Annotated in this window: 24 protein-coding genes and 2 pseudogenes; 18 read left to right on the plus strand and 8 right to left on the minus strand. The window is 64.6% G+C overall.

Annotation, left to right across the window (positions count from 1 at the left end; genetic code table 11):
- Positions 1–111 precede the first annotated feature (111 nt).
- The 5 genes from EKH49_RS00980 to EKH49_RS01000 all read left to right on the plus strand — a co-directional run bounded on the left by EKH49_RS00980 (position 112) and on the right by EKH49_RS01000 (position 6113).
- Positions 112–1776, plus strand: a complete 1665-nt coding sequence (locus tag EKH49_RS00980) for an ABC transporter substrate-binding protein (protein WP_128469261.1) — start codon at positions 112–114, stop codon at positions 1774–1776.
- A 6-nt stretch (positions 1777–1782) separates the two neighbouring features.
- A complete protein-coding gene (locus EKH49_RS00985) occupies positions 1783–2715 on the plus strand; it encodes an ABC transporter permease (protein ID WP_128469262.1) in 933 nt (310 codons plus the stop codon).
- Positions 2712–3509 carry an ABC transporter permease gene (locus tag EKH49_RS00990; RefSeq protein ID WP_128469263.1) on the plus strand — a complete coding sequence of 266 codons (798 nt, stop codon included), beginning with the start codon at positions 2712–2714 and terminating at the stop codon, positions 3507–3509. Before EKH49_RS00985 ends, EKH49_RS00990 begins: the two co-directional genes overlap by 4 nt.
- A complete protein-coding gene (locus EKH49_RS00995; protein ID WP_128469264.1) occupies positions 3506–5101 on the plus strand; it encodes a dipeptide ABC transporter ATP-binding protein in 1596 nt (531 codons plus the stop codon). The genes EKH49_RS00990 and EKH49_RS00995 overlap by 4 nt, the downstream gene beginning before the upstream one ends.
- Positions 5102–5336: 235 nt before the next feature.
- Positions 5337–6113, plus strand: coding sequence for a glucose 1-dehydrogenase (locus EKH49_RS01000; RefSeq protein ID WP_128469265.1), 777 nt, complete (start codon positions 5337–5339; stop codon positions 6111–6113).
- Between the two features lie 94 nt (positions 6114–6207).
- Here EKH49_RS01000 and EKH49_RS01005 read toward each other — a convergent pair whose 3' ends face one another.
- A complete protein-coding gene (locus EKH49_RS01005) occupies positions 6208–6879 on the minus strand; it encodes a M23 family metallopeptidase (RefSeq protein ID WP_236640968.1) in 672 nt (223 codons plus the stop codon).
- Positions 6880–6895: 16 nt separating this feature from the next.
- On the opposite strand from EKH49_RS01005, the gene EKH49_RS01010 reads away from it, so the two are divergent.
- Entirely contained in the window at positions 6896–7141 is a 246-nt protein-coding gene (locus tag EKH49_RS01010) for a type II toxin-antitoxin system prevent-host-death family antitoxin (RefSeq protein ID WP_128469266.1), read from the plus strand.
- A 535-nt stretch (positions 7142–7676) separates the two neighbouring features.
- Here the strand turns inward: EKH49_RS01010 and EKH49_RS01020 are convergent.
- The 3 genes from EKH49_RS01020 to EKH49_RS01030 form a co-directional block, all read right to left on the minus strand.
- Positions 7677–7991 (minus strand): HigA family addiction module antitoxin, encoded by a 315-nt coding sequence (locus EKH49_RS01020; RefSeq protein WP_128469267.1) that lies wholly within the window; start codon positions 7989–7991, stop codon positions 7677–7679.
- The gene (locus EKH49_RS01025; RefSeq protein ID WP_128469268.1) at positions 7966–8247 is read right to left on the minus strand and encodes a type II toxin-antitoxin system RelE/ParE family toxin; all 282 of its coding nucleotides are present in this window, start codon (positions 8245–8247) and stop codon (positions 7966–7968) included. The genes EKH49_RS01020 and EKH49_RS01025 overlap by 26 nt, the downstream gene beginning before the upstream one ends.
- Positions 8248–8352: 105 nt before the next feature.
- Positions 8353–10041 (minus strand): long-chain-fatty-acid--CoA ligase, encoded by a 1689-nt coding sequence (locus EKH49_RS01030; protein ID WP_128469269.1) that lies wholly within the window; start codon positions 10039–10041, stop codon positions 8353–8355.
- 72 nt (positions 10042–10113) lie between these two features.
- Between EKH49_RS01030 and EKH49_RS01035 the strand changes: the two genes are divergently transcribed.
- Positions 10114–11868 carry a nuclease-related domain-containing DEAD/DEAH box helicase gene (locus EKH49_RS01035; protein WP_128469270.1) on the plus strand — a complete coding sequence of 585 codons (1755 nt, stop codon included), beginning with the start codon at positions 10114–10116 and terminating at the stop codon, positions 11866–11868.
- On the opposite strand, the gene EKH49_RS01040 is transcribed toward EKH49_RS01035, so the two are convergent.
- Positions 11865–12965, minus strand: a complete 1101-nt coding sequence (locus EKH49_RS01040; RefSeq protein ID WP_128469271.1) for an alanine racemase — start codon at positions 12963–12965, stop codon at positions 11865–11867. The two genes, EKH49_RS01035 and EKH49_RS01040, sit on opposite strands and share 4 nt — an antisense overlap.
- 108 nt (positions 12966–13073) lie before the next feature.
- Complete coding sequence (locus tag EKH49_RS01045) at positions 13074–13862, minus strand: IclR family transcriptional regulator (protein WP_066141779.1); 789 nt, start codon at positions 13860–13862, stop codon at positions 13074–13076.
- Positions 13863–13966: 104 nt separating this feature from the next.
- Here EKH49_RS01045 and EKH49_RS01050 point away from each other — a divergent pair, with 104 nt between their 5' ends.
- From EKH49_RS01050 to EKH49_RS01065, 4 genes are all read left to right on the plus strand, one after another.
- Positions 13967–14422, plus strand: a complete 456-nt coding sequence (locus tag EKH49_RS01050; protein WP_073707760.1) for a VOC family protein — start codon at positions 13967–13969, stop codon at positions 14420–14422.
- Between the two features lie 163 nt (positions 14423–14585).
- Positions 14586–15290, plus strand: a complete 705-nt coding sequence (locus EKH49_RS01055; RefSeq protein ID WP_038993256.1) for a CoA transferase subunit A — start codon at positions 14586–14588, stop codon at positions 15288–15290.
- Positions 15291–15292: 2 nt separating this feature from the next.
- Positions 15293–15943 carry a CoA transferase subunit B gene (locus EKH49_RS01060; protein ID WP_066141785.1) on the plus strand — a complete coding sequence of 217 codons (651 nt, stop codon included), beginning with the start codon at positions 15293–15295 and terminating at the stop codon, positions 15941–15943.
- Positions 15940–17109, plus strand: coding sequence for an acetyl-CoA C-acyltransferase (locus EKH49_RS01065; protein ID WP_128469272.1), 1170 nt, complete (start codon positions 15940–15942; stop codon positions 17107–17109). Before EKH49_RS01060 ends, EKH49_RS01065 begins: the two co-directional genes overlap by 4 nt.
- Positions 17110–17247: 138 nt before the next feature.
- Here the strand turns inward: EKH49_RS01065 and EKH49_RS01070 are convergent, their stop codons facing one another.
- On the minus strand, positions 17248–17808 hold the full coding sequence (locus EKH49_RS01070) for a histidine phosphatase family protein (RefSeq protein ID WP_161567411.1): 561 nt from the start codon (positions 17806–17808) through the stop codon (positions 17248–17250).
- A 64-nt stretch (positions 17809–17872) separates the two neighbouring features.
- Positions 17873–18703, minus strand: coding sequence for a metallophosphoesterase family protein (locus tag EKH49_RS01075; RefSeq protein WP_128469274.1), 831 nt, complete (start codon positions 18701–18703; stop codon positions 17873–17875).
- 249 nt (positions 18704–18952) lie between these two features.
- On the opposite strand from EKH49_RS01075, the gene EKH49_RS01080 reads away from it, so the two are divergent.
- The 7 genes and pseudogenes from EKH49_RS01080 (at position 18953) to EKH49_RS01105 (ending at position 23611) form a co-directional block, all read left to right on the plus strand.
- Positions 18953–19903: a beta-ketoacyl-ACP synthase III gene (locus EKH49_RS01080; RefSeq protein WP_128469275.1), complete on the plus strand. Its 951-nt coding sequence runs from the start codon at positions 18953–18955 to the stop codon at positions 19901–19903.
- A gap of 106 nt (positions 19904–20009) precedes the next feature.
- Positions 20010–20357 carry an ArsR/SmtB family transcription factor gene (locus EKH49_RS01085; RefSeq protein ID WP_201739534.1) on the plus strand — a complete coding sequence of 116 codons (348 nt, stop codon included), beginning with the start codon at positions 20010–20012 and terminating at the stop codon, positions 20355–20357.
- A pseudogene (locus tag EKH49_RS17130) lies at positions 20354–20674 on the plus strand (SRPBCC family protein); the annotation flags it as partial. The gene EKH49_RS01085 and the pseudogene EKH49_RS17130, both read left to right, overlap by 4 nt.
- A 92-nt stretch (positions 20675–20766) precedes the next feature.
- A pseudogene (locus EKH49_RS17135) lies at positions 20767–21084 on the plus strand (maleylpyruvate isomerase N-terminal domain-containing protein); the annotation flags it as partial.
- Between the two features lie 35 nt (positions 21085–21119).
- Entirely contained in the window at positions 21120–21833 is a 714-nt protein-coding gene (locus tag EKH49_RS01095; RefSeq protein ID WP_236640969.1) for an SRPBCC family protein, read from the plus strand.
- Between the two features lie 81 nt (positions 21834–21914).
- Positions 21915–22619, plus strand: a complete 705-nt coding sequence (locus EKH49_RS01100; RefSeq protein ID WP_073707752.1) for a FadR/GntR family transcriptional regulator — start codon at positions 21915–21917, stop codon at positions 22617–22619.
- A complete protein-coding gene (locus EKH49_RS01105; RefSeq protein ID WP_236640970.1) occupies positions 22616–23611 on the plus strand; it encodes an asparaginase in 996 nt (331 codons plus the stop codon). The genes EKH49_RS01100 and EKH49_RS01105 overlap by 4 nt, the downstream gene beginning before the upstream one ends.
- Positions 23612–23618: the final 7 nt, after the last annotated feature.

A 23618-nucleotide genomic window follows, 5' to 3' on the forward strand; every position in this document is an offset into this window, starting at 1 on the left:
TGGCAGGCATTCGCCAGATCGGAGCGAGACGCTCCGATCTGACGAATGCGTTCCGGATGACTAGAGTTGGTTTGGTCATCACCACTAGTTCATCGAGGTAAGCACTTCCCCATGCAACGAAACTCGCGCGCATCCCGGATCCTCGGCTGCGCTATCGCGCTCCCGCTCGTTGGATCCCTGCTGGCCAGCTGCTCGGCAGGAGCCGGATCCGATTCCGCCGAAGAGAATGTGAAGCCGGTAGCCGGCGGCACCCTGGTCTACGCGTCGGGCGATGCCGAGCCGTCCTGCCTGGACCCGCATGTGGGCGGCAACTACCCGCAGGCCCTGGTGGCCAGCCAGTACCTCGAATCACTGTTCACCAAGGATGCTAACGGGAAGATCATCCCGTGGCTTGCCGAAAGCTCCGAAGTATCGGAAGACGGCCTGACCCGCACCATCACTCTGCGCGACGGCATCACCTTCACCGACGGCACCAAGCTCACCGCCGAGGCCATCAAGGCCAATATCGAGCACCTGAAGGATCCAAATACCGCCTCCTCCACCGGCTATCTGGCCGTGGGCAAGGTCGTGGACATCGAGATCGCCGATGAGCTCACCGCCAAGCTGACGCTCTCCGCCCCGGATAACGCGCTGCTCGAATCGCTGTCCATGCCGTGGACCGCCATCGAATCCCCCAAGGCGCTGGAACGCGACCAGGCCACCAACTGCGCCTCCCCGGTAGGCACCGGCCCGTTCAAGGTCGAGTCCTGGGAGCACCAGAAGGCAGTGAACCTGGTCCGCAACGAAGACTACGTGCTGCCGGTGGACGACGCGGCGCGTGCCGATGACAAGGCCTATCTGGATGGCATCACCTGGCGCTTCATCCCGGAGGCCGCCACCCGCTACGCCGCATTGCAGTCCGGCGAGGTCGACGTGATCGACAATGCGCAGCCGGACACCATTGCCACCGCAACGAAGGACAACTCGCTGGGCCACCTGGATGCCCCGCGCCCGGGCGCTTCCAACCGCATCGAGCTGAACAGCTCCAAGGCGCCCTTCGATGACCAGCGCGTGCGCGAAGCCTTCATCCGCGCTGTGGATGCCAACTCCGGCATCAGCGCCCTCTACTTCGGCACCGCGCAGCGCAGCTACTCGCTGCTTTCTTCCGTGGAGCCGCTGGGCTACTCCGACGAGTCGCTGTTCGGCACCGATGCGGCCAAGGCCAATGAGCTGCTCGACGAAGCTGGCTGGAGTGAGCGCGACGCCGAAGGCTACCGCGTGAAGGACGGCAAGCGCCTGTCCCTGGACTTCCCGGTCTCCACCAACCAGTCTGTTCCTGCCGAGCAGTCCCTGTTCGAGCAGTTCCAGGCCCAGGCCAAGGCCGTGGGCTTCGAGGTGAAGATCCAGCTGCTGGACCTCTCCAGCTGGTACGGCGCGCTGGCCAAGCATGAATACAACCTGGTCTCCGCCCCGTACACCAAGGTCGGCCCGTCGGTGCTGCGCATCCTCTACCACTCCGATTCGACCGTGCCTGCGCCATCGGGCTACTTCGCCAACAACGCGCAGGTGAAGAACGAGAAGCTGGATGGGATCCTGGCCGAGGCGGAGCAGACCAGCGACGAGGCGCAGCGCGCCTCGCTGTATGAGCAGGCGCAGAAGCTGGTGCTCGAGGGCTACTACGTGCTGCCGCTCTACGACCAGCAGAACCACTTCCTCTACGGCAAGAACGTGCACGGAGTCGGCGCCACCACCGCGGTGTCCTCGCCGACCTACTACGACACCTTCATCACCGAGTAGCAACCGGTGGGCACGATTGCTTGGGCCGGGCGCAAGATCGGCGGCGCGCTAGTGGTGCTGTGGCTGGTCGCCACCGCCATCTTCATCGCCATCCGGCTGATCCCCGGCGACCCGGCCGAAGCAATCATGGGCGGCCCCGGCTCCCAGGCCTCGGCCGAAGCGCTGGCGGCTGCCCGCGCCGAATACGGGCTGGACCACCCGCTGGCCGCCCAGTACCTGATGTATCTGGGCAAGCTGGCCAGCCTGGATTTCGGCACTTCCTATTCGCTCAAGCAACCGGTGATCGGCATCATGGGCGAAGTCCTGCCCAACACGCTCTGGCTGGCGCTGCTCGCCCTGGCCGCCGCGTGGGTGCTCTCCCTGTGCTTCGCAGCCCTGGCCATGCGCGCCAACCGGGTGGGCGCCTGGGTGGGCAATATCGTGGAAATCGTTGCCGCCGCGGTGCCGCACTTCTGGCTTGGCGCGGTGCTGATCATGCTCTTCTCCTCGATGCTCGGCTGGCTGCCGGCGGTGGACAACGGCACGACCCAGGGCCTGGTCCTGCCGGTGCTGACCCTGGCCCTGCCGCTGGCCGGCTTCCTCACCCAGCTGATGCGCGATTCGCTCAGCGAGGCCATGTCAAGCCAGTTCGCGCTGGCCGCCCGGGCCCGCGGCGAGAGCCGGCTGGCAGTCTTCTGGCGCCATGGCCTGCGCCATGCGGCGTTGCCCGCACTGGGCCTGACCGGCTGGGCGTTCTCCTCGCTGCTCTCCGGGGCCGTGGTAGTCGAGGCGATCTTCGCCCGCCCGGGCCTGGGCCGTTCGCTGCTCTCTGCGGTGCTGGCCCGCGACATTCCCATGGTCACCGGCATCGCCTTGTTCTCCGCATTGGTGTACATCGTGGTCATGGCCATCACCGAAGGCCTCGAACGCGCCATCGACCCGGCAGGAGCGAGCTCATGAGCCGCACCGCCAAGATCCTCGGCCTCAGCTTCATCGCACTGTGGCTGCTGATCGCGCTGGCTCCCTCGGTGCTGGCTCCCGGCGACCCATTGGCCGTCAACCCTGCCGAGGCATTCCAGGCACCGGGCACCGCGCACTTCTTCGGCACCGACGAATCCGGCCGCGACATCTATACCCGCGTCATCCACGGCGCCCGCGACTCGCTGGCCATCGGCTTGGCCGCCACCGCACTGGGCATGGGGCTGGCCATCATCTTGGGCACCGTCGCGGCACTGTCCCCGCGCTGGCTCGATGAGATCATCCTGCGGGTGCTCGAAGCGCTGTATGCCATTCCTTCACTGCTGATGGCGCTGCTGATCATCGCCTTCACAGGGCCCGGCGTCGGACCGGCCATCGTCGCTGTGGGCCTTTCCACCGCACCTGGCTACGCCCGGCTTGTGCGCAGCCAGATCCGCACGTTGAAGAGCTCGGAAATGCTGGAGGCGGCCACCGTGCTGGGCCGCGGCACCTGGCTGCGCGTGCGCAACCACCTGGTGCCCAACGCCCTGAAGCCCCTGCTGGCACTGGTGACCTTGGGGATTGGCCAGGCGGTCATCTGGGCCGCCGCACTGTCCTTCCTGGGCTTGGGCACCCCGCCCCCAGCACCCGAATGGGGTGCCATGCTCTCGGCCGGGCGCACCTACCTGCACCTGGCCTGGTGGATGAGCCTGTTCCCCGGTCTGGCCATTGTCTTCGTGGCCGCCGGCGCCACCCTGATCGGCCGCACGCTGGGCGGAAAGGCCAGGACCGCGTGAACGGGCAAGCATTGATCACCGCCAGGAACCTGTCGGTCAGCTTCGGTTCCACCGTGGCGGTGAGGAACGTTTCCTTCACCGTCCAGGCCGGACGCTGCCTGGCCCTGGTGGGCGAATCAGGCTCCGGGAAATCCGTGACCGCACGCAGCCTGCTGGGACTCTCCGGCGGCACCGCGACCGCGGACGAGCTGGCAGTCTGCGGGCAGGATGCCCTGTCGCTGTCCGAGCGCAGCTGGCAGCAGATCCGCGGCAATTCCGTCTCGATGATCCTGCAGGATGCGCTGATGGCGCTGGATCCGCTGCGCCCGGTGGGCCGGGAAATCGGCGACGCGCTCAAGGCCCACGGCAAGCTGTCCCGGGCGCAGCGCCGGCAGCGGGTGTTCCAGGTGCTTGAGTCCGTGCGCATGCCCGAACCGGAACGCCGCGCCAAGCAGCGTTCCACCGAGCTCTCCGGCGGGATGCGCCAGCGCGCGCTGATTGCCCAGGCGCTGGCCGGCAATCCGCAGGTGGTCATCGCCGATGAGGCCACCACCGCGCTGGACTCGGCGCTGACCGCCTTGGTTCTCGCACAGCTGCGCGAGCTGAAGGAGCAGGGCCGCGGCGTGCTGATGATCAGCCACGACCTGGCCCAGGTAGCCCACCTGGCCGATGACATCGCGGTGATGCGCCAAGGCGAGATTGTCGAGGCCGGAGTCACCGCGCAGATCCTGGGCAACCCGCAGCACGAGTACACCCGGCAGCTGCTGCGCGCCGTGCCCTCGGGCGTGCCGCGCTTCGCCCCCTTGTCGGCATCCAGCAGGCCGTTGGCCGCACCGATGCAGCACGATGCCGCGACGGCTTCCAGCGCCCTGTCGGCCAAGGGGCTGTCCAAGAGCTTCGGCAAGCACACGGCGGTCGAGTCGGCCAGTTTCGAGCTGCCGCGCGGCAGGACCCTGGGCATCGTTGGCGAATCCGGATCGGGCAAGACCACCACTGCCCGCATGGTCCTGGGCTTGCAGCAACCGGATGCCGGCACCGTCGAGCTGCTCGGCGAACGCTTCGCCCCGGCCCATGAGCCGCAGCGCCGGAAGCTGCGCGAGCAGATGGGTGCGATCTACCAGAACCCGCTGGGATCCTTCGACCCGCGCTATTCCGTGGGCCAGCTGCTGGCCGATGTGCTGAGCCGGGGCAAGTCCAAGCGCGCGGCCGAGTACCGCATTCCGGTGACGGAGCTGCTGGAACAGGTTGAATTATCCCCTGGTTTGCTGGAGCGCAATCCGCGCGAGCTCTCCGGCGGGCAGCGCCAGCGCCTGGCCATTGCCCGTGCGCTGGCGCCGAAGCCATCGGTGCTGGTCCTCGACGAGCCGGTCTCCGCACTGGACGCTTCCATCCAGGCCACCGTGCTGGATCTGCTGGATAGGATCCAGGTCGAAACCGGGACCAGCTACCTGTTCATCAGCCACGATTTATCGGTCATCGAGCATATGAGCGATACGGTCGCGGTGATGCACCAAGGCAAGATCATCGAGCAGGGCGCGACTGCCCACCTATTCGCTGCCCCGCAACAGGAGTACACGAAGCTGCTGCTCTCGGCCATGCCTCGGTTGCGCTAGCCGGCATTCCGTCGCTCCCGCAGGCCCAGGCCGTGCCACGGCACCCTGCAATCCTCTGGGGGTCCGGAAAATACGTCAGATCAGATGAGCCAGCATCTCTGGTCCAACCGGCTGGATACCGTCCAATTCCGGCGGTAGCGGAAGAATCTCTTCCTATAATTATCCGGAGCCCCAGTGGCCTGGCAAACGGCCTCTGGCAACCATTCGGAGACGCAAAAAGCAGAGGATTCAAATCATGGCGCAAGACCTGAACGGCAAAGTTGTTATCGTGACCGGCGCGGCAGGTGGCCAAGGCGCCGCCGACGCGCGCCTGCTGGTTGAGCGTGGCGCCAAGGTGGTGCTGACCGACTTCAACGCCGAACTGGGCGAGGAAACGGCCGCGGCCTTGGGCGAGAATGCCATTTTCGTGAAGCACGACGTGTCCAGCGAGGAAGACTGGGCCAAGGTCATCGAGACCACCATCGCCACGTTTGGCCAGATCAATGCCCTGGTCAACAACGCAGGAATCCTCAAGATGGAACCGCTGGAGTCATCGAGCGCGCAGACCATCGACAAGCTGCTGGCCGTGAACGTGCGCAGCGTCTACCTGGGCATGATGGCCGTGGTTCCTGCACTGAAGGAGGCCGGTGGCGGCTCCATCGTCAACATCTCCTCGCTGGCTGGCATGAGCGGCCAGGCCAACGCTGTTGCCTACTCGGGATCCAAGTGGGCGGTGCGCGGCATGACGAAGTCGGCAGCGCTTGAGCTGGGCCAGTACGGCATCCGGGTGAACTCGGTGCACCCGGGCACCATCGCCACGCCGATGACCGCAGGCATGCTGCGAGCACCGATCGATGCCGCCTTCCCGCTCGCTGCCATGAACCGCGTAGGAACCCCCGATGACATCGCTCCGGCAGTGGCGTTCCTAATTTCCGACGAGTCGACCTACATCTCCGGCGCGGAGCTTGTCATCGACGGCGCCAGCGCCGTAGGGCAGTCCTCCCAGTTCACCGCCATGATGTCGCGCGGCTAATCTCCAATAACGCCTACCAGCAGTGCGCCGCCACCCATGGACGGTGGCGGCGTACAGCTGCCTGCATCTGCACGCTGGGCGTCGGATCCAGCGCTCACGGGGCTCCGGGAATTTGCACGATCTCACCGTTGCGCGGCAATTGACCGTTGAAGTTCATGTCAATGGCTTGCGCCCGTTCGATGGGTAGTCGATCAATGGCTTGCACGTGGACATGCGGCTCGGTGCTGTTGCCGGAATTTCCGCAGGCGGCCATAGGATCCCCGAGCACGACGTGGTCTCCGACGCCAACTTCGAGGCTGCCCTGCTTCAGATGGCATAGCGCAACGACCGCTGCACCGGTTTGGATCATGACATGGTTCCCGGCGAGCGCCTGCCAACCTTGGGCAAGCCGCTGGCGTTGGGTCAGCGCATAGCCAACGGATGCCAACCCGCGTCGGGCTCGATGGTCGGGCATCGAGTCGTCCGCCGCGATGACGGTCCCGGCGAACGGCGCCAGAATGGGCGCCCCGAATCCGAAAAAGCTCGTTGGCTCCTCTGTACCTAACCAGGTCCTGGCGGTCACTGGTGCGGACCTTCCCTGCTCATCGACCTGGACGAAGTCGATGGCATATGAGGAGGCCAACAGGGTTGTTCCGTGGCTGGGCACCCGGTCTGCCGGGCTATTCTGGACCAGCCAGAGACCGGTGAAGGGATAGCTCAGGTGCACTGCATTACCGCCGCTCATAAAACCCCTGTAGCCCAAAACCCATGTTGCCTTCTTGTACAAGATCTACCATAGGGTCATGATTTCCCTGACCCTCTCCGACTTCCGCAACCGCCAGGCCGATCTCATCGCCGCAGCACAGCGTGAGCCAGTCGTGATCACCTCCTGCGGCGCTGGTCGACGCGCAGTCGTGGTGTCACCGGCGTTCTACGATCGTGCGCTCCAGGCGTTGGAAGATCAAGCTGACATTAGTGCCGCGGCGGCAGCACGCCAAGAGACCGAACGCATTTCGCACGAGGATCTGGCCACCGAGCTCGGTCTCTGATCCGTAGCGTATCGCATCGGAACCGGTGACTAGCGAGTCGTTCATGACGTCGTGGACGATGAACTGGTTGTGCTGCCCCTCAGGCTCGGGCACCGTCGAGAACTCTATCGATGAGCGGCGATGGTTCCTCATCGATCCCAATGTAGATCTCACGCACTCGAGCCCCAGCGTGGAGGCCAAAGGCACCGATTGGGACCTTATAGTACGGGACTTGGACAGTTAGCTTCACGGTGGGCACCAACGACTTCAATTCGCGAGGGGCAAGCACTCGGCCCTCGGCAAAACCCGCCTTCAGCAGCCCCGATGACGACAGTGAGGTGCACTTCAGCGACACGCGGAAAATGGCGATCGATCAGCGTGACGCCGACGACCGTCCCCTCACTGCTTCGGATAGCCCACGTCTCCTTGGAGTGAGCTGCCTCGATGCAATCCTCGTTGGAATCCGGCCGCGCGAATCACTCGGGGACCGTGGCGAGCAACTTCGCGACGTCCTCAGGCGCCTGCCGGTCGCGCCGAACAACGAATCCTGTACTGGTCAGGCGACAGCTAGAGGTGTGATCGCCTCGATCTGCTCAGACACCCGGTCCCGGGCTAGCCCCAGCTCATAGTGCGCCTGCAGGTTGAGCCAGAACTGTGGGTCGATCCCGAAGTAGCGCCCAAGGCGCAACGCCGTGTCAGCAGTGATCGCACGCTTGCCGTGCACGATCTCATTGATGCGGCGTGGCGGCACGCCGATAGATACAGCCAGCTTGTTCTGGGTGATCCCGAACCCTTCGATGAAGTCCTCCATGAGAACTTCACCTGGATGAACGGGATCCCACTTCTCAGTGGTAGTCGACGAGTTCGACATTCTCGGCACCTCCTTCTGTCCAGCTGAAACAGATTCGCCACTGATCGTTGACCCGGATGCTGCGCTGTCCCACACGGTCGCCTTTCAGCGACTCCAACCGGTTGCCAGGTGGCACGCGCAGCGAGTCGAGGAATCGAGCGGCATGGATCTGCGTCAGCTTTCGAATGGCTGCCTTCTGGACACGGGGATCGACCGACGGCACCTTATCGCGATGCCAAAGTCGCTCAGTCGCCTTGTCGGCGGAGGATCTGATCACACCTACAGCATGCCACGCTTAACGCGATGCGTCAATAACGCTATACGTTAAACCGGAGCTCAACCGCGCTCCCGCCACTCACGACTACCCGTAGGCTCTGAGTCCCTAGACCAGGTCCGACATCTGGTCCTTGACCTGCTTGCGCAGGATCTTGCCCAGCAGCGAACGCGGCATCTCGTCGATCTGCACGATGCGCTTGGGCACCTTGTAGGCGGCCAGCAGCTCGCGGCAGTGGGCGCGCAACGCATCCTCGTTCAGGCCGGCGCCTTCTTCGAGTTGCACCGCGGCAACCACCATTTCGCCGCCACGGGCCAATGGCTTGCCGAAGACTGCGGCATCGGCAACATCGGCATGCTGGCGCAACGCGATCTCCACCTCGGTCGGAGACACGTTGAAGCCGCCGGTGATGATCAGTTCCTTGGCGCGGTCCACCACCTGGGCGAAGCCGTCCTCGTCCACGGTGACCACATCGCCCGAACGCAGCCAGCCGTCCTCGGTCTTGGCCTTGGCAGTTTCCTCCGGGTTGTTCCAGTAGCCCTGGAACACCTGCGGGCCCTTGACCAGCAATTCGCCCGGTTCGCCCTGGGCGACTTCCTTGGACGGGTCTTCCACATCGACGACCTTCATCAGCGTCGAGGGGAAGGGCACGCCGATGGTGCCGGTGCGCCGGCTCGGGTGGAAGGGATTGCCCAGTGCCACCGGGGAGGACTCGGTCATGCCGTAGCCTTCCACCAGCAGGCCGCCGGACATCGACTCCCACAGCTCCACTACGTGGTCCGGCAGGTTCATTGCCCCGGAGATGCAGTACTTGGCGCTCTTCAACGACATCCCGCGTTCCTTGGCGGCCAGTGCGGTGCGTTCGTAGATGGGCGGCACCGCGCAGTACACAGTGGCCGGGGATTTCTTCCAGGCATCCAGGATCATGTCCGGGTCGAATTTCGGGAAGAGCACCAGCAGGCCCTGCTTCTTCACGCCGAAGGTCAGGTACAGGGTCATGCCGAAGGCATGGAACATCGGCAGGATCGCGTAGAGGATTTCCTCGCGCTCCTTGGCCCCGAGCATCCAGGCCTCGCCCTGCAGGGCGTTGGAGTACAGGTTGAAGTGGGTGAGCATGGCGCCCTTGGGGTGCCCGGTGGTGCCCGAGGTGTACTGGATGACCGCCAGGTCGTTGACGTCCGGATGCGGGTGGCTTTCATCCAGTGCCGGCCCGGAGAGCAGCTCCTTCCAGGCCACGGTGCCCGAGGTGCGGGCGGTGAGCGAGGCCTTGGTTTCGCGCAGCTTCTTCACCGGAAGGTTCAGCGCCAGGCGCTTGATGGCAGGGAAGGCTTCGAGCAGGTTGACCGAGACGATCGAGTCGAGCTGCACGTCCTTGGGGAATTCCTGGAGGTTGGCCACGACCTTGTCCCAGGCAATCACGATGCGCGCCTGGTGGTCTTCGAACTGGTGGCGCAGTTCGCGCGAGGTGTACAGCGGGTTGTGCTCCACCACGACGGCGCCAAGGCGCAGGATCGCGTAGAAAGCTACCACGTGCTGCGGGCAGTTGGGCAGGACCAGTGCCACGCGGTCCCCGGCACGCACGCCGAGCTTGCGCAGGCCTTCGGCGGCCTTTGCGACCTGGTCCCCCAGCTCGGCGTAGCTGGTGCGGCGGCCGAAGAATTCGGTCGCCGAGCTGTCGCCGGCTTCGCGAACCGAGCGCTCGAACATGCGGCTGAGCGGTTCGGTGGGCAACTCGATTTCGGCAGGGACTCCGGGCTGGTAATTCGCCACCCATGCGGGCGCAGCACTATTTTCCATATCTCCAATCATGCCTTGTTGCGTCCCTTGGCGCGATTTCGCACCGGCGGCACGCGGTGAAACGCTGTGCCCATGTTGCCTGCGTCACTGGATAGACTGCCGGTAGAAGATGAGGAGGCCATGATGGTGCGCTGCTACCCGCAGGAACCGGAATTCACCAGCAAAACTGCCGCCGAGCAGAAGGTGTGGGAGATTCTGCGCCGCGACTTGCCGGATGACGCATTGCTGTTCCATTCAGTGCAGCTGCGCCATCAGCGGGCAGAACACGAAATTGATCTGCTGGTGCTCCTGCCCGGAGTCGGCGTTGCAGTCATCGAGGTCAAGGGCGGGCTGATCAGCGTGGAGAACGGCACCTGGTACCAGTCCGGGGCCAAGGACAAGCATCCATTGAAGGAAAGCCCCATGGCCCAAGTGCAAAGCGCATCCCATGCGCTGCGCGAACTGCTGGGCAAGCACATGGGCAGCCGCTTCACCAGCCGCATCGCTGATCTCGTCTGCTTCCCCTACACCGATTGGCCGGCCGGCTATTCATCGGTGGGCCTTCCACGTGATCTGGTGATTGACCGGGGCCAGGTCGAGCACCTCGTCGAGCACCTGCACCAAGCCATCGAAGAGCGCGGTGCCGGTTCCTCCACGCTCGCTCCGGAGTTCGCCGAGCGCATGGTCAGGCATTCGAATGGGGACACCGGTCCGCTGGGGGCGACACCGGCCGAGGTCGATTACGCCCAGGCCATGTCCAACGAGGACATCCAGGAAACGCTCACCACCCGCCAGTCCATCTTGCTCTCCTGCACCCGCTCCTTGAATCGCGTGCAGTTCCTTGGCGGCGCCGGAAGCGGCAAGACCTGGATGGCGTTGAAGAAGGCCAAGGAACTTGCCAAGGAGGACAAGCGGGTCGGCCTGTTCTGCTACAACAAGGGCCTGGGGCTCTACCTGCAGTCCGAGGTGGGCACCTGGCGCCAGAACAAGCCGGTGCACGTTGGCGAATTCCACGAATATGCCCGGAAGCTCGGCGTACCCGATGGGTACGGCCAAGAATACTTCGAGGTGGAATTGCCGCAGCATCTGCTCGCGTTGAGCCGGACCCTGCCCGAAGAAGAGAAGCTTGATGCGGTGATTGTTGACGAAGCCCAGGACTTCGCCGGCAGCTGGTGGGAAGCGCTGCTGGCCTGCACCAAGGATCCGGCCGACGGCGAAGTCTACGCCTTCATGGATGACCGCCAGGATGTGTACCAGCGCTGGGACGGGCAGTTCTCCGGGGATGGCATGCCGCTGGTTCCGATCCACGTTGACGATAATCTGCGCAACACCCGCCGGATTGCCGATACGTTCAAGGAGATCATCGGCAACCACTCAAGGCTTCGCGGCGGCGAGGGCTACGCTGTCCGCTACGTCAATTGCGCAACGGAAGATGCCGTGGATGTCGCTTCCGATTGCGTTGATGCGCTGCTGGACGAGGGGTGGGCGAACAACCAGATCGCGTTGCTGACCACCAACCGGCGCCACCCGATTCACCAGGACCACTTCGAGAACGGCACGATCGACAGCGAGTACTGGCCTGCCTTCCACCGGGATGAGGAGGAATTCTATGGCCATGTGCTCGGCTTCAAGGGGCTGGAGCGCAGCGTGGTGATCCTCTGCGTCAACGGCTTCAAGGACATGCAGCGCGCTACCGAGCAGCTCTACGTCGGCTTTTCCCGGGCACGCAGCCTGCTGGTGGTTGTCGGCGAGAAGGACCTCATCGATGAGGCCAGTGGCGCGAATCGGCAAATTTCCCTGGACGCGGCGCTGGACTGGTGGCCGTCGGCCGACACCGTGAGCAGCTAGAAATTCAGCCCGCGGGCCGCCACATCCCATTCTTCGCTCGTGCCGTCCTCATGCACGGCCAGCACGGTATCAACCAGGTTCACTGCGACGCAGACGTGGTTGGGGATGACCTGCAGCTGCTGGCCATGGGCCGGCAGCGGCTGGTCTTCGGGCCACAGCACGGTGGCATGGTGCTCGGACAGCGCACTGATCCGGGCTTCCGGGCATTCGGCGATGCGCCCGTAGCCGGTAGCCCAAGCCGGGCGGTCGCCGCCGAGCATCTTGCTGCCGGCGTCCAGCACAATGCGCCGGGGAATCTGCGCATCGCCTTCATGCCGGCTGATCACGGTGGATGCGACAGAAAGCGAAATGTCCTCCCAGCGCACGCGCCCCAGCTCGAACTGCTGCGCATCGCCAAAGACATAGACCCCGGGACGCACCTCGGTCAGCACCGAGTTGTCGCTGAGTTCCGCCGTCGGTGTGGAACCGCCGCTGATCCGCTTGATCTTATGCCCTGCCTCGCGCAGCAGGAAAGCCGCCTCGGCCAGGGCCTTGTGCTCATCGTTCAATGCCGCGTCAATGCCGTCCGGCGAGTAGCTGTGGCCGGGGAAGGTGAAGATCCCGTGCACGCGCATCCCCAAAGCACGGGCGGCCTCGGCAATTTCAACTGCGCCTTGCGGGCTGGTGCCGCTTCGGTGATGGCCGCTGTCGATCTCGATGACGAGCTTGACCTTGGAGGCCTTCTCCCCCAGCATCTTGGCCATCTGCTGGACGGCTTCGACCGAGTCAGTGCCAATACTCAGCTTGGCCCGGCGCATCAGCTCCATGATCCGCTCTGCCTGGGATTCATTGACCCACAGCGGGTAGGCGATGAAGATCTTGGCGACCCCGTGCAACGCGAAGGCGAGGGCTTCGCCCACGGTGGCCACGGTGAGTCCGGCGGCACCGGCATTCATCTGGCGTTCGGCGATCTCATGCATCTTATGGGTCTTGGCATGCGGGCGCAGCTTCAGCCCTTGGCTTGCCACCCGATGGGCCACCCGGTCGATGTTCTGCTGGAGCTTCGCTACGTCAACGATGATCTGCGGGGTGTTGATGCCGGCCGGGATAATGCCCAAATTTTCTGTCCTTCTTGCACGTGTACTGCGTCGCAGGGAACCTGTGGAATTGCATTCCCGCCGATCTGAAAGACTACCGCAGGAAGCTTTGTATAGGGGAAGGAAGAACTAGCGCGGCAGCGTGCCTGGCCGGCTGGACAGCTTGGTGGACAGCTCATGGGCGTGGTGCAGCAAGAGGTTGCCCAGTTCCTGACGGCGGCCTTCTTCAAAGCGGGTGTGGATTCCGGTCAGGCTCAGCGCCCAGGCGGGCTGCCCGGAGTTGTCGAAAACTGCAGCGCCCATGCCCCAGCTGCCCTCGACGATCAGTCCGGGGTTGACCGAATAGCCCAGCTGGCGGGTTTCGGCGACCTTCTTGCGCAGCTCGTCGCGTGAATGCGCCGGCCCGTATTCCGGCTCCAGGTCGGCGTTGCGCAGATAGCGTTCGATCCCCTGCTCGGGCAGGAACGCAAGAATGGCGATGCCGGCCGAGGCGACACCGAGCGGGAAGCGCCGGCCTTCATACAGGACGAAGGAGCGGATCGGGAAGGCCCCGTCCTGGCGCAGCAGGCACACGGTTTCGTCCCCGCGGCGGGCCGAGAGGAACGCGCTTTCTCCGGTGGCCTCGGCGAGCGCTGCCACGTGTTCACGGGCCAGTTCGCTGATGTCGTAGCGTTCGGCCGCCACCGCGCCCATGAGGTAGAGCTCGGGGCCCAGCAGCCAGCGGCCGGTGCGGTTATCGTGGTCGCAGAATCCTTCGGTGGCCAGCGCACTGAGCAGCCGGTGCACGGTGGGGCGGGCCAACGCGGTGCTCCGGGCGGCCTGCGTCGTGGTGATGCCCTCGGGCATGGAGGTGCTTACGGCGCGCAGCACGGCGGCCAGCCGTCCGACGACCTGGGTTCCAGCCGGGGAATTGCTCATGACCACATTATGGACGATGGGGGTTCGGGCCTGGTAGATTTCGGCTTCATACTTTGTCGCCGCACCCCTGTTGCAGTGGGGCCGATCGGCGGATAATTTGGCACATGGAAAAGACATGGCAGATCGTCATCGACTGCGCTGAGCCGCAAGCGATGGTCCGGTTCTGGACCGAGGCGCTGCGCTACGTTCCCGAGCCCGCTCCTGATGGGCATCCGACCTGGCGCGCCTACTGGCGGTCGATGGGTGTGCCCGAGGATGAATTGCCGCCCGGCGCCGGCGACGCTCCGGAGTCGCTGGTCGATCCGCACGGTGGTGGTCCCCGGATTTGGTTCCAGCAGGTGCCGGAAGCCAAGCACGTCAAGAACCGCCTGCATCTGGATTTGCTGGTCAGCGGCGGCCGCGGTGTCCGCTTCGAGCAGCGCCGGCAGATCATCACCGACGAGGCAGAGCGCCTAGTCGGTTTGGGGGCAAAGGTCCAGACCGTTCACGACATGCCCGAGATGGGCCATTTCGCCATTTGCATGCTCGATATCGAAGGCAACGAGTTCGACATCGTCTAGCTCCCGTCATACGCGTCCATGATATGGACAGGGTGTCCACTTCTCTTCACCATCCGACCAATTCACCGGCAAATCTCCGGGCCTATTGCATGCTCACCTGCGACTACGTACGTTAGGGACTAAGCAGATCCGAGCTCCACATAGTGGACACATGGAGGAATCGATGACAACGAAGTTTCAGGATGACGCAGCCGCTGCTTTGGCTGCCGTCGTCAAGGATGGCATGACCATCGCAGTAGGCGGATTCGGCCTATCCGGCATCCCGAACCGGCTGATCACCGCGTTGCGGGACTCGAAGGCAACCAACCTGACGATCGTTTCAAACAACATGGGCGTGGATGGCAAGGGGCTGGGCGTCCTGTTGGAAAACAAGCAGGTTTCCAAGGTCCTGGCCTCCTACGTCGGGGAGAACAAGCTGTTCGCCCAGCAGTTCCTTGATGGAGATCTGGAAGTTGAATTCTGCCCGCAAGGCACCTTGGCCGAGCGCCTGCGTGCTGGCGGTGTCGGCATCCCCGCGTTCTTCACGCCAACCGGCGTGGGAACGCCGATTGCCGAAGGCAAGGAAGTCATGGAATTCAATGGCAAGCCGGCGATCCTGGAACGCGGCATCTTCGCCGACATCGCCCTGGTCAAGGCGCACCAGGCGGATGCGGAAGGCAACCTGCGCTATCGGATGACCTCGAAGAACTTCAACCCGCTGGCCGCCATGTCCGGCCGGCACACCTTCGCCGAGGCCGAAGAAATCCTCGATGACTACCTGGATCCGTCATTGGTGGAAACCCCGGGAATTTTCGTGCAGACCCTGGTCCAGGCCGATGAGGTCAAGGACATTGAACAGCGCACCGTGCGCAGCCGAGAGGAGGCCTGAACATGTGGACACGAGATGAAATGGCGGCCATCGCCGCCAGCGAGCTGACCGATGGCCAGTACGTGAACCTGGGCATTGGCATCCCCACCATGGTGGCCAATAACCTGCCGGACGGCGTATCGGTCAAGCTGCAGAGCGAGAACGGCCTGCTGGGCATGGGCCCCTTCCCCTATGAAGGCGAAGAAGACGCTGATTTGATCAATGCCGGAAAGCAGACCGTGACGATCCTGCCCGGCGGCAGCTTCTTCGATTCGGCGACCTCCTTCGGCATGATCCGCGGCGGCCACGTCCAGACCGCGATCCTCGGAGCCCTGCAGGTGGCCGCCAACGGCGATCTGGCCAACTGGACCATCCCGGGCAAGCTGGTCAAGGGCATGGGCGGCGCCATGGATCTGGTCGCTGGCACCCCACGCGTGATCGTCTTGACCGACCACGTGGCCAAGGACGGAACATCGAAGATCGTGGAGAAATGCGACCTGCCGCTGACCGGAGTCGGCGTGGTCAACCGCATCATCACCGATCGAGCAGTGTTTGATATAGAGGACTCGAGCTTGACCCTGCGTGCAGTAGCCCCGGGGGAAAGCGTGGAAAGCATCAAGGAAATCACGGCAGCGGAATTTGCCGTGGATATTGTGGAGGATCTGAAAGCATGACCGCAAAGATTGTGGGCTACGCCCGCACCCCGTTCGTGAAGTTCAATGGCGTCTTCGCCGCGGTTCCGGCCACCGAGCTGGGCGCGCACGCCGCCAAGGCGGCACTGGAAGGCGCTGGAGTGGCACCCAGCGAGGTGCAGCAGGTCGTCGTCGGCCAGGTGCTGCAGGGGGGCGCTGGCCAGAATCCGGCCCGCCAGTCCGCTGTGGGCGCCGGTGTTCCACTGGATGTTCCGGCCATTGCGGTGAATGCGGTGTGCCTTTCGGGTGCCGAAGCAGTGGTGGCAGGTGCCCGCTTGATCAACAGCGGCGAAGCTGATGTCGTCCTGGCCATCGGCCAGGAATCGATGTCGCTGGCTCCGCACGTGCAGCGCGCCCGTGCCGGCGCCAAGTACGGTGCCATCGAAATGATCGACACCCTGGAATACGACGGCCTGACCGATGCCGCCGAGAAGCGTTCGATGGGTGCCTCCACCGAGGAGCACAACGCCAAGCTGTCGATGACCCGCGAGGCACAGGATACGGTTTCGGCCGCTTCCCACCAGCGCGCTGCCGCTTCCCGCGATTTCGCAGCCGGCGAGATTGCGCCTTTCACCATTTCCAGCCGCCGCGGCGACACCACCATCAGCGAAGATGACGGCGTCCGCGCAGACACCACCGTTGAGTCCCTGGGCAAGCTGCGCCCTGCCTTCGCCAAGGAAGGCACCATCACCGCAGGCAACTCCTCGCAGATCACCGATGGCGCCGCGGCAGTCGTGCTGGCCAGCGACGCGGCCATTGAGCGACTGGGCCTGAAGCCGCTGGCGGAAATCGTCTCCCATGCTTTTGTTGCCGGTCCGGACCGTACCCTGCACGAGCAGCCATCCAACGCAATCAGCGCAGCCCTGCAGAAGGCAGGTGCCGAAGCGAAGGACCTGAAGGCAGTGGAAATCAACGAGGCCTTCGCTGCCGTGTCGGTGCAGTCCACCAAGGCGCTCGGCCTGGATGCCTCCATCGTGAACCCGCATGGCGGCGCCATCGCCCTGGGCCACCCGATCGGTGCTTCCGGTGCACGAATCGTCGGCACCCTGGCCCGCCAGCTGCATGAACTGCCTGCCGGTTCGCTGGGTGCCATCGGCATCTGCGGCGGTGGCGGCCAGGGCACCGCATTGGTCCTGCGCTCGCTGTAGCCACCTGCTAACAAGCCGGTGCGGCCGGGTCCTGCTGGGATCAGGCCGCACCGGCTTTTTCGTTGTCCCAGTGGATCAAGAGCAAGAATTCTCGAGCTGACCGCTTGATGTTTCGATGCTGTGCCTTACGCTTTGTTTCTAATGCCAGAGCGGCTCCCGCGATACGTGGTTGATCAGCAGCTGCGGGTCCAGTTCGACATAGGTTCCATTGGCCATCCGCGGGTTGCTTTCTGCGGTGAGCGCAGCGATTACCGAGCAGATCAAGGCGCTGTGGCTGACTACCAGGACATTCTGTCCCGGATGCTGATGGCAGATCTTGAACAGCGCATTCACTGCACGGCCCACCAGGTGCTCTTCGGTTTCGCCGGTGCCCACCAGCAGCTGGCGCTGCTCATCGGCACCACCGGCAACCAGGGTGCCTTCCAGATTGCCGAAGTCCTGCTCCATCAGTTCCGGGTTCTCGTGCAGGGCGCGGATGCCCATGCTGTTCGCAATGATCTGCGCGGTTTGGCGGGCACGGAACAGCGGGGAGGAATACACAGCATCCCACGGTCCCTGAGGCGCCAGCTCGGCGGCGAGCTGCTGGGCTTGGCAGATGCCCGTGTCGTTCATCGGCAGGTCGCTGCGTCCATGCAGTCGTCCTGCCTTGTTCCATTCGGTCTGTCCGTGGCGGATCAGTACTAGTTTCTGTGCACTCATCGTCTTCTTCTTTCTGGCCTGCACCGCGGCGACACGCGCCCGGTGCTCAGTTCTGTTCTTCGAGTCAGTTGCTGGTCTGCGAACTCTTGACTGGCGCGGGCAGGGCCGGGCTTTCGTTCTGCGCAGGGCACTGGTCGCTGGACGCAGCGAACGCGTCCACTGTTTTTGCGCCGACATTGATGACGTTGAATGCCGTCGCGGGCTCGGCAACGATCTGGGTCGGGGCGAATGGATTCATGTTGTAGGACACTGCAGGAGCCATGAACACCGGGGTGTTCACCAGCTGGCTGGTGGACGCCTGGTGGTAGTGGCCGCAAAGGATCGCACGGATATCGCTACCGGCGGTAATGGCCGCCAGCTCCATGGGGTCCTGCAGTCCACGTCCGGCACGGGCCTCATTGGTGGCCTCCACCGGAGGATGGTGCAACAGCAGCAGGGATCCGCGCGGTGCTGGCGCCGCCAGGAGCATGGAAAGCCAATCGAGCTGCTCGCGTTCAAGGTTCCCCAGGGCCAGTTGGAATCCCCCGCTGTCCAGGCCGATGATTCGAAGCCCGTGGACCTCGTGCACCGTGTCGGCTGGACGGGGACCGGTGGACAGGCGCCTGGTGTTGAACCACTCCCCCACCGCTCCCAACGGGTCATGATTGCCCGGCACGCTGATGACCGGGCAGTCCAGTACACGCTGCGTCCGGTTGAACAGCTCGGCGGCCCGCTCATGGACGGGCGAACCGCGGTCGGCGATATCGCCAGTCACCACGATGGCATCCGGCTCCAGGCATGCGGCCGCTTCCAGCGCCTGCTCGGTGCGCTGCCACGAATCAATGGTCCCGTGAAGCAGCTGTCCTTCGGGGTGCAGGTGGGTGTCGCTCAATTGGATGATCGTCAGACGCTCCATCTATTCCCTCCCGTGCGGCTGCCGCATTTCATCCCATTGAACGCCGGAGGTTTGGCCAGCAGGTGAACAGGGCGCCGACACCATATGAAGTCCTGAAGAATCAAGGTTCCCCGAATGCCGGACAAATGGGCTATCTAAGACAGGGAAAACCCCGTATTACATGCTTTCTGGCGCATATGAACAGCGAGTAGCATTCAAAACGACTAACCTTGAAGAGAGAAGTTTTGAATCCACCGAGGAGCTATATCCATGACCGGCAGCAAAGTCGTCGCCTTTGGCCACTTCCAGCCAGAGCGCATCGTCCCGAATACCGAGCTGGAGAAGCTGGTGGAAACCAGCGACGAGTGGATTACCCGCCGCGTCGGCATCGAGGAACGCCGCTGGGGCACCGGTGTTGAAACCGTCGACTCCATGGCCATCAAGGCCGCCGAGATGGCTTTCGGCAATTCGGCGGACATCAAGGCAGCAGATATCGATTTGATTGTTGTCGCGACCTGCACCGCCACCGACCGCTCGCCGAATATGGCGGCCCGCGTTGCCGAGGCACTGAACATGGAGCAGGGCCCTGCCGCCATGGATGTCAATGTGGCTTGCTCTGGCTTCGCCCATGCAGTGGGCATCGCCCAAGGTGCTATCGCGGCAGGCACCGCCACCAACGCTCTGGTTATCGGCTCCGAAATGCTCACCGATTACACCGACTTCACCGACCGCACCACCTGCGTGCTCACCGCCGATGGCGCTGGCGCCTTCGTGATCACCGCGTCGGAGGACAATGGCATTTCGCCAGTCGTGTGGGGTTCGGTCCCGTCGCTGTCCGATGCCGTGCGCATCGAGGCCGAGAACGACATGAAGTTCGCGCAGAATGGCCAGAGCGTCTACCGCTGGACCGTGACCCAGCTGCCGAAGATCGCTTCGCAGATTATCGAGCGTGCGGGCATGAAGCCGGAAGAGCTGGACGCCATCGTCCTGCACCAGGCCAACCTGCGCATTATCGAGCCGCTGGCCGAGAAGATCGGCGCACCGAACGCACGCGTGGCCACCGACGTGGTCTACTCAGGCAACACCTCGGCCGCCTCGGTGCCGCTGGCGCTGTCCAAGCTGATGGCTTCGGAGGAGCCGCTGCCTTCGGGGTCCAAGGCGCTGCTGTTCGCCTTCGGCGGCGGCCTGGCCTACGCAGGCCAGATCATCACCATTCCCTAGGCTTCCTTCTTCGCGAAAGGCGCACTGGCAATCTGCCCGTGCGCCTTTCGCGGTTAATCTCCCGGCAGACCTTATGCAATGCGTAGCAACGGCTAACGCATTGCACATGCTCGAAGTGCTGGAGGTCGCCGCTGAACCGACGCGCAAGCGCCTGGTACAGCTGCTCGGCTCCGGTGAACGAACGGTGACGGAGCTGGCCGGGCATTTCCCGGTCAGCAGGTCCGCCATCTCCCAACACCTGCTGCTGTTGATCGAAGCCGGTTTGCTCGACGCCCGGAAGGACGGACGCCAGCGCTACTATTCGCTCAACCGTGCAGGCATCGCCCGGCTCAAGAAAGAAATCGAGTCGTTCTGGAGTACCGAATTGGATCTGCTTGCAGCCGAGGCCAGCCAGCTGGCCGCCGGCGGGCAGCCCACCGCCTCCCCGATGGCACACCCAGGAGAACAGCCATGAGCTTCGAGAGAACCGTCATCCTCCCTGTCAACCCGGACACCGCCTTCACCCTGGTCACCGACCCCGAACGCTTGCGCCGCTGGCAAACTGTGGCCTGCCGCATGAACCTGAGGGTCAGTGGCAGCTACCGATTCACCATGGGCCCCGGCCACCATGCCGCAGGCACAGTCACCGAAATCGAGCCAGGCCGCCGGCTGGTGCTCAGCTGGGGCTGGGAAGGCTCCGACGCGGTGCCTCTCGGTGATTCCACCCTCTACATCACCATGGAAGCGCATGCGGAAGGCACCGCGCTCACCCTGTGCCACGAACGCCTGGATGCCGGGCAGTCCTCCGGTCATGCTGAGGGCTGGAACCACTTCCTGGACCGCTTGGTGCGCTTCGCGAAAGCCGGCCATGCCGTCCCCGATGAATGGAACGCCACGCCGGAACCCGCAGATGCCATCACCGCTGCCGAGGCCTCCCTGGCCGTGCTGCAGCTGGTGCTGCACCACCTTCAGGAAAAGGACCTGCAGCGCCCACCCCCTGCACCGAGTTCAACGTCAGCCAGCTCGTGGACCATTTGGCCGGCAACCTCGCGCTGGCTTGCAAGGCGCTGGGCTCAGAACAGGCAGATGACCCGTCGCTGGAACCGGAACCGCGCATTGCCCAGCTCGCGCAGGCGGCCCTGGAGTCCTTCTCCGCACGTGGGCTGGAGGGCACGCTCGATCCGGGCTTCGCAATGGTTCCGGCCAGCGTCCTGTCCGGTATCCTGACCTCGAATTCATGGTCCACGGCTGGGATTTCGCCCAGGCCACGAGCCAGGAATTCGACGTGGATCCGGGCCTGGCCGAGTACGTCCTGGAACTGGCGCGGGCCACGGTTGGCGAACAGCAGCGCGCTTCGGGCTCACTCGGCCCCGAGACGGCCATCGCCGAATCCGCCGGTAGCCTGGAACGGCTGATCGCCTTCACCGGCCGCGTGCCGGCCGGCGCCCGAGCGGCACCGATGGTTGATGTCGCCACAAGCATCGTGATCCGCCGGCCGCTGCACGAGGTGGCCGGCTCCACGATGGATCCGCTCAACGCCCCGGCGTGGTACCGGAACATCAGCACCGCGCGCCGGCTCGATGAGGGCAGCTTCGGCATCGGAGCGCGTGCCGCTTTCGAAGCCCGCTTCCGGGGCCGGGCCCTGTCCTACACCTACGTGCTCAAGGAATATGTGCCCGGCCGGCTGCTGGTCATGGCCACCGCGCAAGGACCGTTCCCGATGCGCACCAGCTACCGCTTTAAGGCGGTGGATGGCGCCAGGACCCGGTTGCACCTGCGCAATGACGGGCGGCCCTCGGGATTCAGCAAGCTGCTGGCACCGCTGATGGCCCCCGATGATGCGCCGGGCGAACACCGCCGATCTGCGGATGCTCAAGCGTGTCCTGGAGGCAGGACAACGCTCAGCCAGGTGCGGGGACGCAGGTGTTCTACTCCTGCGTTCCCGCACTAGGCCACTGCACTGACTAGAGTGTTCGCGATCACGAATGGAGCGACTTGACGTTAAGTGGCTCACAGTCGCACACTGGTACACGTGAACCTGTCAGACAGCTGGACACCCGGACAACAGCCGATCGAACGCCGATCCGCTGCCGAAGGCGTCTTCCATGCACTCCGCTTAGCCATTGAAGCCCGGGAAATCGCCATTGGTGCGAAACTCGGATCCGAAGCAGCCCTCGCGGCCGACTACGGCGTGAGCCGTTCGGTCATCCGCGAAGCGCTGCGCTCCTGCGCAGCCCTGGGGCTGACCCGCACCGAAACCGGGCGCGGCACCTTCGTGGTCTCCCACCGGCCCACCCGCGAGCTGAAGCTGGGCAGCTTCTCCTCCGATGACCTGCACGAGGCCCGCCCGCATATCGAGATCCCGGCCGCCAGCTTCGCCGCCACCCGGCGCACCGCCGAGGACCTGGAGCGGATCAGCGGCCTGATCGAGGCCATGGAGCAGGAAGACGACCCGGCCGCCTGGGTGGAGCTGGATGCCGCCTTCCATGCGGCAATCGCGCAGGCCAGCGGCAATTCGGTGTTCACCAAGGTGGTCGCCGACATCCGTGAGGCCATGGCCCGCCAGTCCGAGACCGTGAACCTGGTCGCCGGCCGCCGCGCGCCCTCGAACACGGAGCACCAGGAGATCTACCAGGCCATCGCAGCACAGGATGAGCAAGCCGCCACCGCTGCCATGGCCAAGCACCTCAACGCGGTGCAGCACGCAGTATCCACCATAGTCAGGAGCAAGAAGTGACCCCCGCCGATCCCCAGACCCTGCGCGCATCGCTGGCCAATCAGGCACTGCCCCAGCACGAACCGCTGGTCATCGCCACCCGCGGTGACGCCGTCGAGTCCATCCACTACGGCTCGGCAGTGCTGCTGGATGCCTCCGGCTCCATCGCCGCCAGCCGCGGCGATGCCCAGGCCGTGTTCTACCCGCGCTCGGCGCTGAAGCCGCTGTTCGCGGTGGGCATGCTGCGCGCCGGGCTGCAGCTCGATGACCAGCAGCTGGCCCTGGCCTCGGCCAGCCACTCCGGAGCAGAACGCCACCAGCAGGTTGCCGCCTCGACGCTGGCAGCGGCCGGGCTGGACGAGCACGCGCTGCTCAACTCCACCGACCTGCCCTACGGCGCCGCCGAGCGCCAGCGCCACCTGTCCACCGGCGGCAAGGCCACCCAGCTGGCACAGAACTGCTCGGGCAAGCACGCGGCACTGGCCGCCCTATGCCAGCTCAAGGGCTGGGACACCGCAGACTACCTGAATGACCAGCGCCTGCTGGATCTGCTGCAGGACACCGTCGAGGAGCTGGCCGGCGAAGAGATCAGCGGGGTGAGCACCGACGGCTGCGGCACCCCGGTATACCGGATGAGCCTGGCCGGACTGGCCCGCGCCTTCGGCAAGCTGGCCAGCGCCGCCGAAGGCACCGCCGAGCACCGCGTGGCCGCTGCCATGTCCGGCTACCCGGAACTGGTGGCAGGCGAGGGCCGCGATGTCACCGAGCTGATGCGCGTGCTGCCCGGCGCCGTGGCCAAGGACGGCTTCGAAGGCATCCAGGCCGTGGGCCTGCCCGATGGCAGCGCGCTGGCCGTGAAGATCGCCGATGGCTCGGACCGCGCCCGGATGCCGATCACCGCCAAGCTGCTCGCCGAGCACCTTGGCTCCGAAGCGGCTCTGGCCCTTGAGCCGCTGGCCACCAGCCCGGCCCTCGGCGGCGGACAGCCCGTAGGCCTGCTGGCCGCACTGTAAGTTTCCC

Origin of the sequence: Glutamicibacter sp. HZAU, from assembly GCF_004100365.1 — a bacterium.
GTDB lineage: Bacteria > Actinomycetota > Actinomycetes > Actinomycetales > Micrococcaceae > Glutamicibacter > Glutamicibacter nicotianae.

What these genes read in the sequence shown, in the direction of transcription:
- EKH49_RS01045 (WP_066141779.1), bottom strand. Translation starts at nt 13,862, where the DNA reads ATGAGCAATTCCCCGGCTGGAACCCAGGTCGTCGGACGGCTGGCCGCC.
- EKH49_RS01085 (WP_201739534.1), top strand. Translation starts at nt 20,010, where the DNA reads ATGCTCGAAGTGCTGGAGGTCGCCGCTGAACCGACGCGCAAGCGCCTG.
- EKH49_RS01000 (WP_128469265.1), top strand. Translation starts at nt 5,337, where the DNA reads ATGGCGCAAGACCTGAACGGCAAAGTTGTTATCGTGACCGGCGCGGCA.
- EKH49_RS01060 (WP_066141785.1), top strand. Translation starts at nt 15,293, where the DNA reads ATGTGGACACGAGATGAAATGGCGGCCATCGCCGCCAGCGAGCTGACC.
- EKH49_RS01095 (WP_236640969.1), top strand. Translation starts at nt 21,120, where the DNA reads ATGGTCCACGGCTGGGATTTCGCCCAGGCCACGAGCCAGGAATTCGAC.
- EKH49_RS01080 (WP_128469275.1), top strand. Translation starts at nt 18,953, where the DNA reads ATGACCGGCAGCAAAGTCGTCGCCTTTGGCCACTTCCAGCCAGAGCGC.
- EKH49_RS01030 (WP_128469269.1), bottom strand. Translation starts at nt 10,041, where the DNA reads ATGGAAAATAGTGCTGCGCCCGCATGGGTGGCGAATTACCAGCCCGGA.
- EKH49_RS01035 (WP_128469270.1), top strand. Translation starts at nt 10,114, where the DNA reads ATGTTGCCTGCGTCACTGGATAGACTGCCGGTAGAAGATGAGGAGGCC.
- EKH49_RS00990 (WP_128469263.1), top strand. Translation starts at nt 2,712, where the DNA reads ATGAGCCGCACCGCCAAGATCCTCGGCCTCAGCTTCATCGCACTGTGG.
- EKH49_RS01070 (WP_161567411.1), bottom strand. Translation starts at nt 17,808, where the DNA reads ATGAGTGCACAGAAACTAGTACTGATCCGCCACGGACAGACCGAATGG.
- EKH49_RS01075 (WP_128469274.1), bottom strand. Translation starts at nt 18,703, where the DNA reads ATGGAGCGTCTGACGATCATCCAATTGAGCGACACCCACCTGCACCCC.
- EKH49_RS01050 (WP_073707760.1), top strand. Translation starts at nt 13,967, where the DNA reads ATGGAAAAGACATGGCAGATCGTCATCGACTGCGCTGAGCCGCAAGCG.
- EKH49_RS01055 (WP_038993256.1), top strand. Translation starts at nt 14,586, where the DNA reads ATGACAACGAAGTTTCAGGATGACGCAGCCGCTGCTTTGGCTGCCGTC.
- EKH49_RS00980 (WP_128469261.1), top strand. Translation starts at nt 112, where the DNA reads ATGCAACGAAACTCGCGCGCATCCCGGATCCTCGGCTGCGCTATCGCG.
- EKH49_RS01020 (WP_128469267.1), bottom strand. Translation starts at nt 7,991, where the DNA reads ATGTCGAACTCGTCGACTACCACTGAGAAGTGGGATCCCGTTCATCCA.
- EKH49_RS01010 (WP_128469266.1), top strand. Translation starts at nt 6,896, where the DNA reads ATGATTTCCCTGACCCTCTCCGACTTCCGCAACCGCCAGGCCGATCTC.
- EKH49_RS01065 (WP_128469272.1), top strand. Translation starts at nt 15,940, where the DNA reads ATGACCGCAAAGATTGTGGGCTACGCCCGCACCCCGTTCGTGAAGTTC.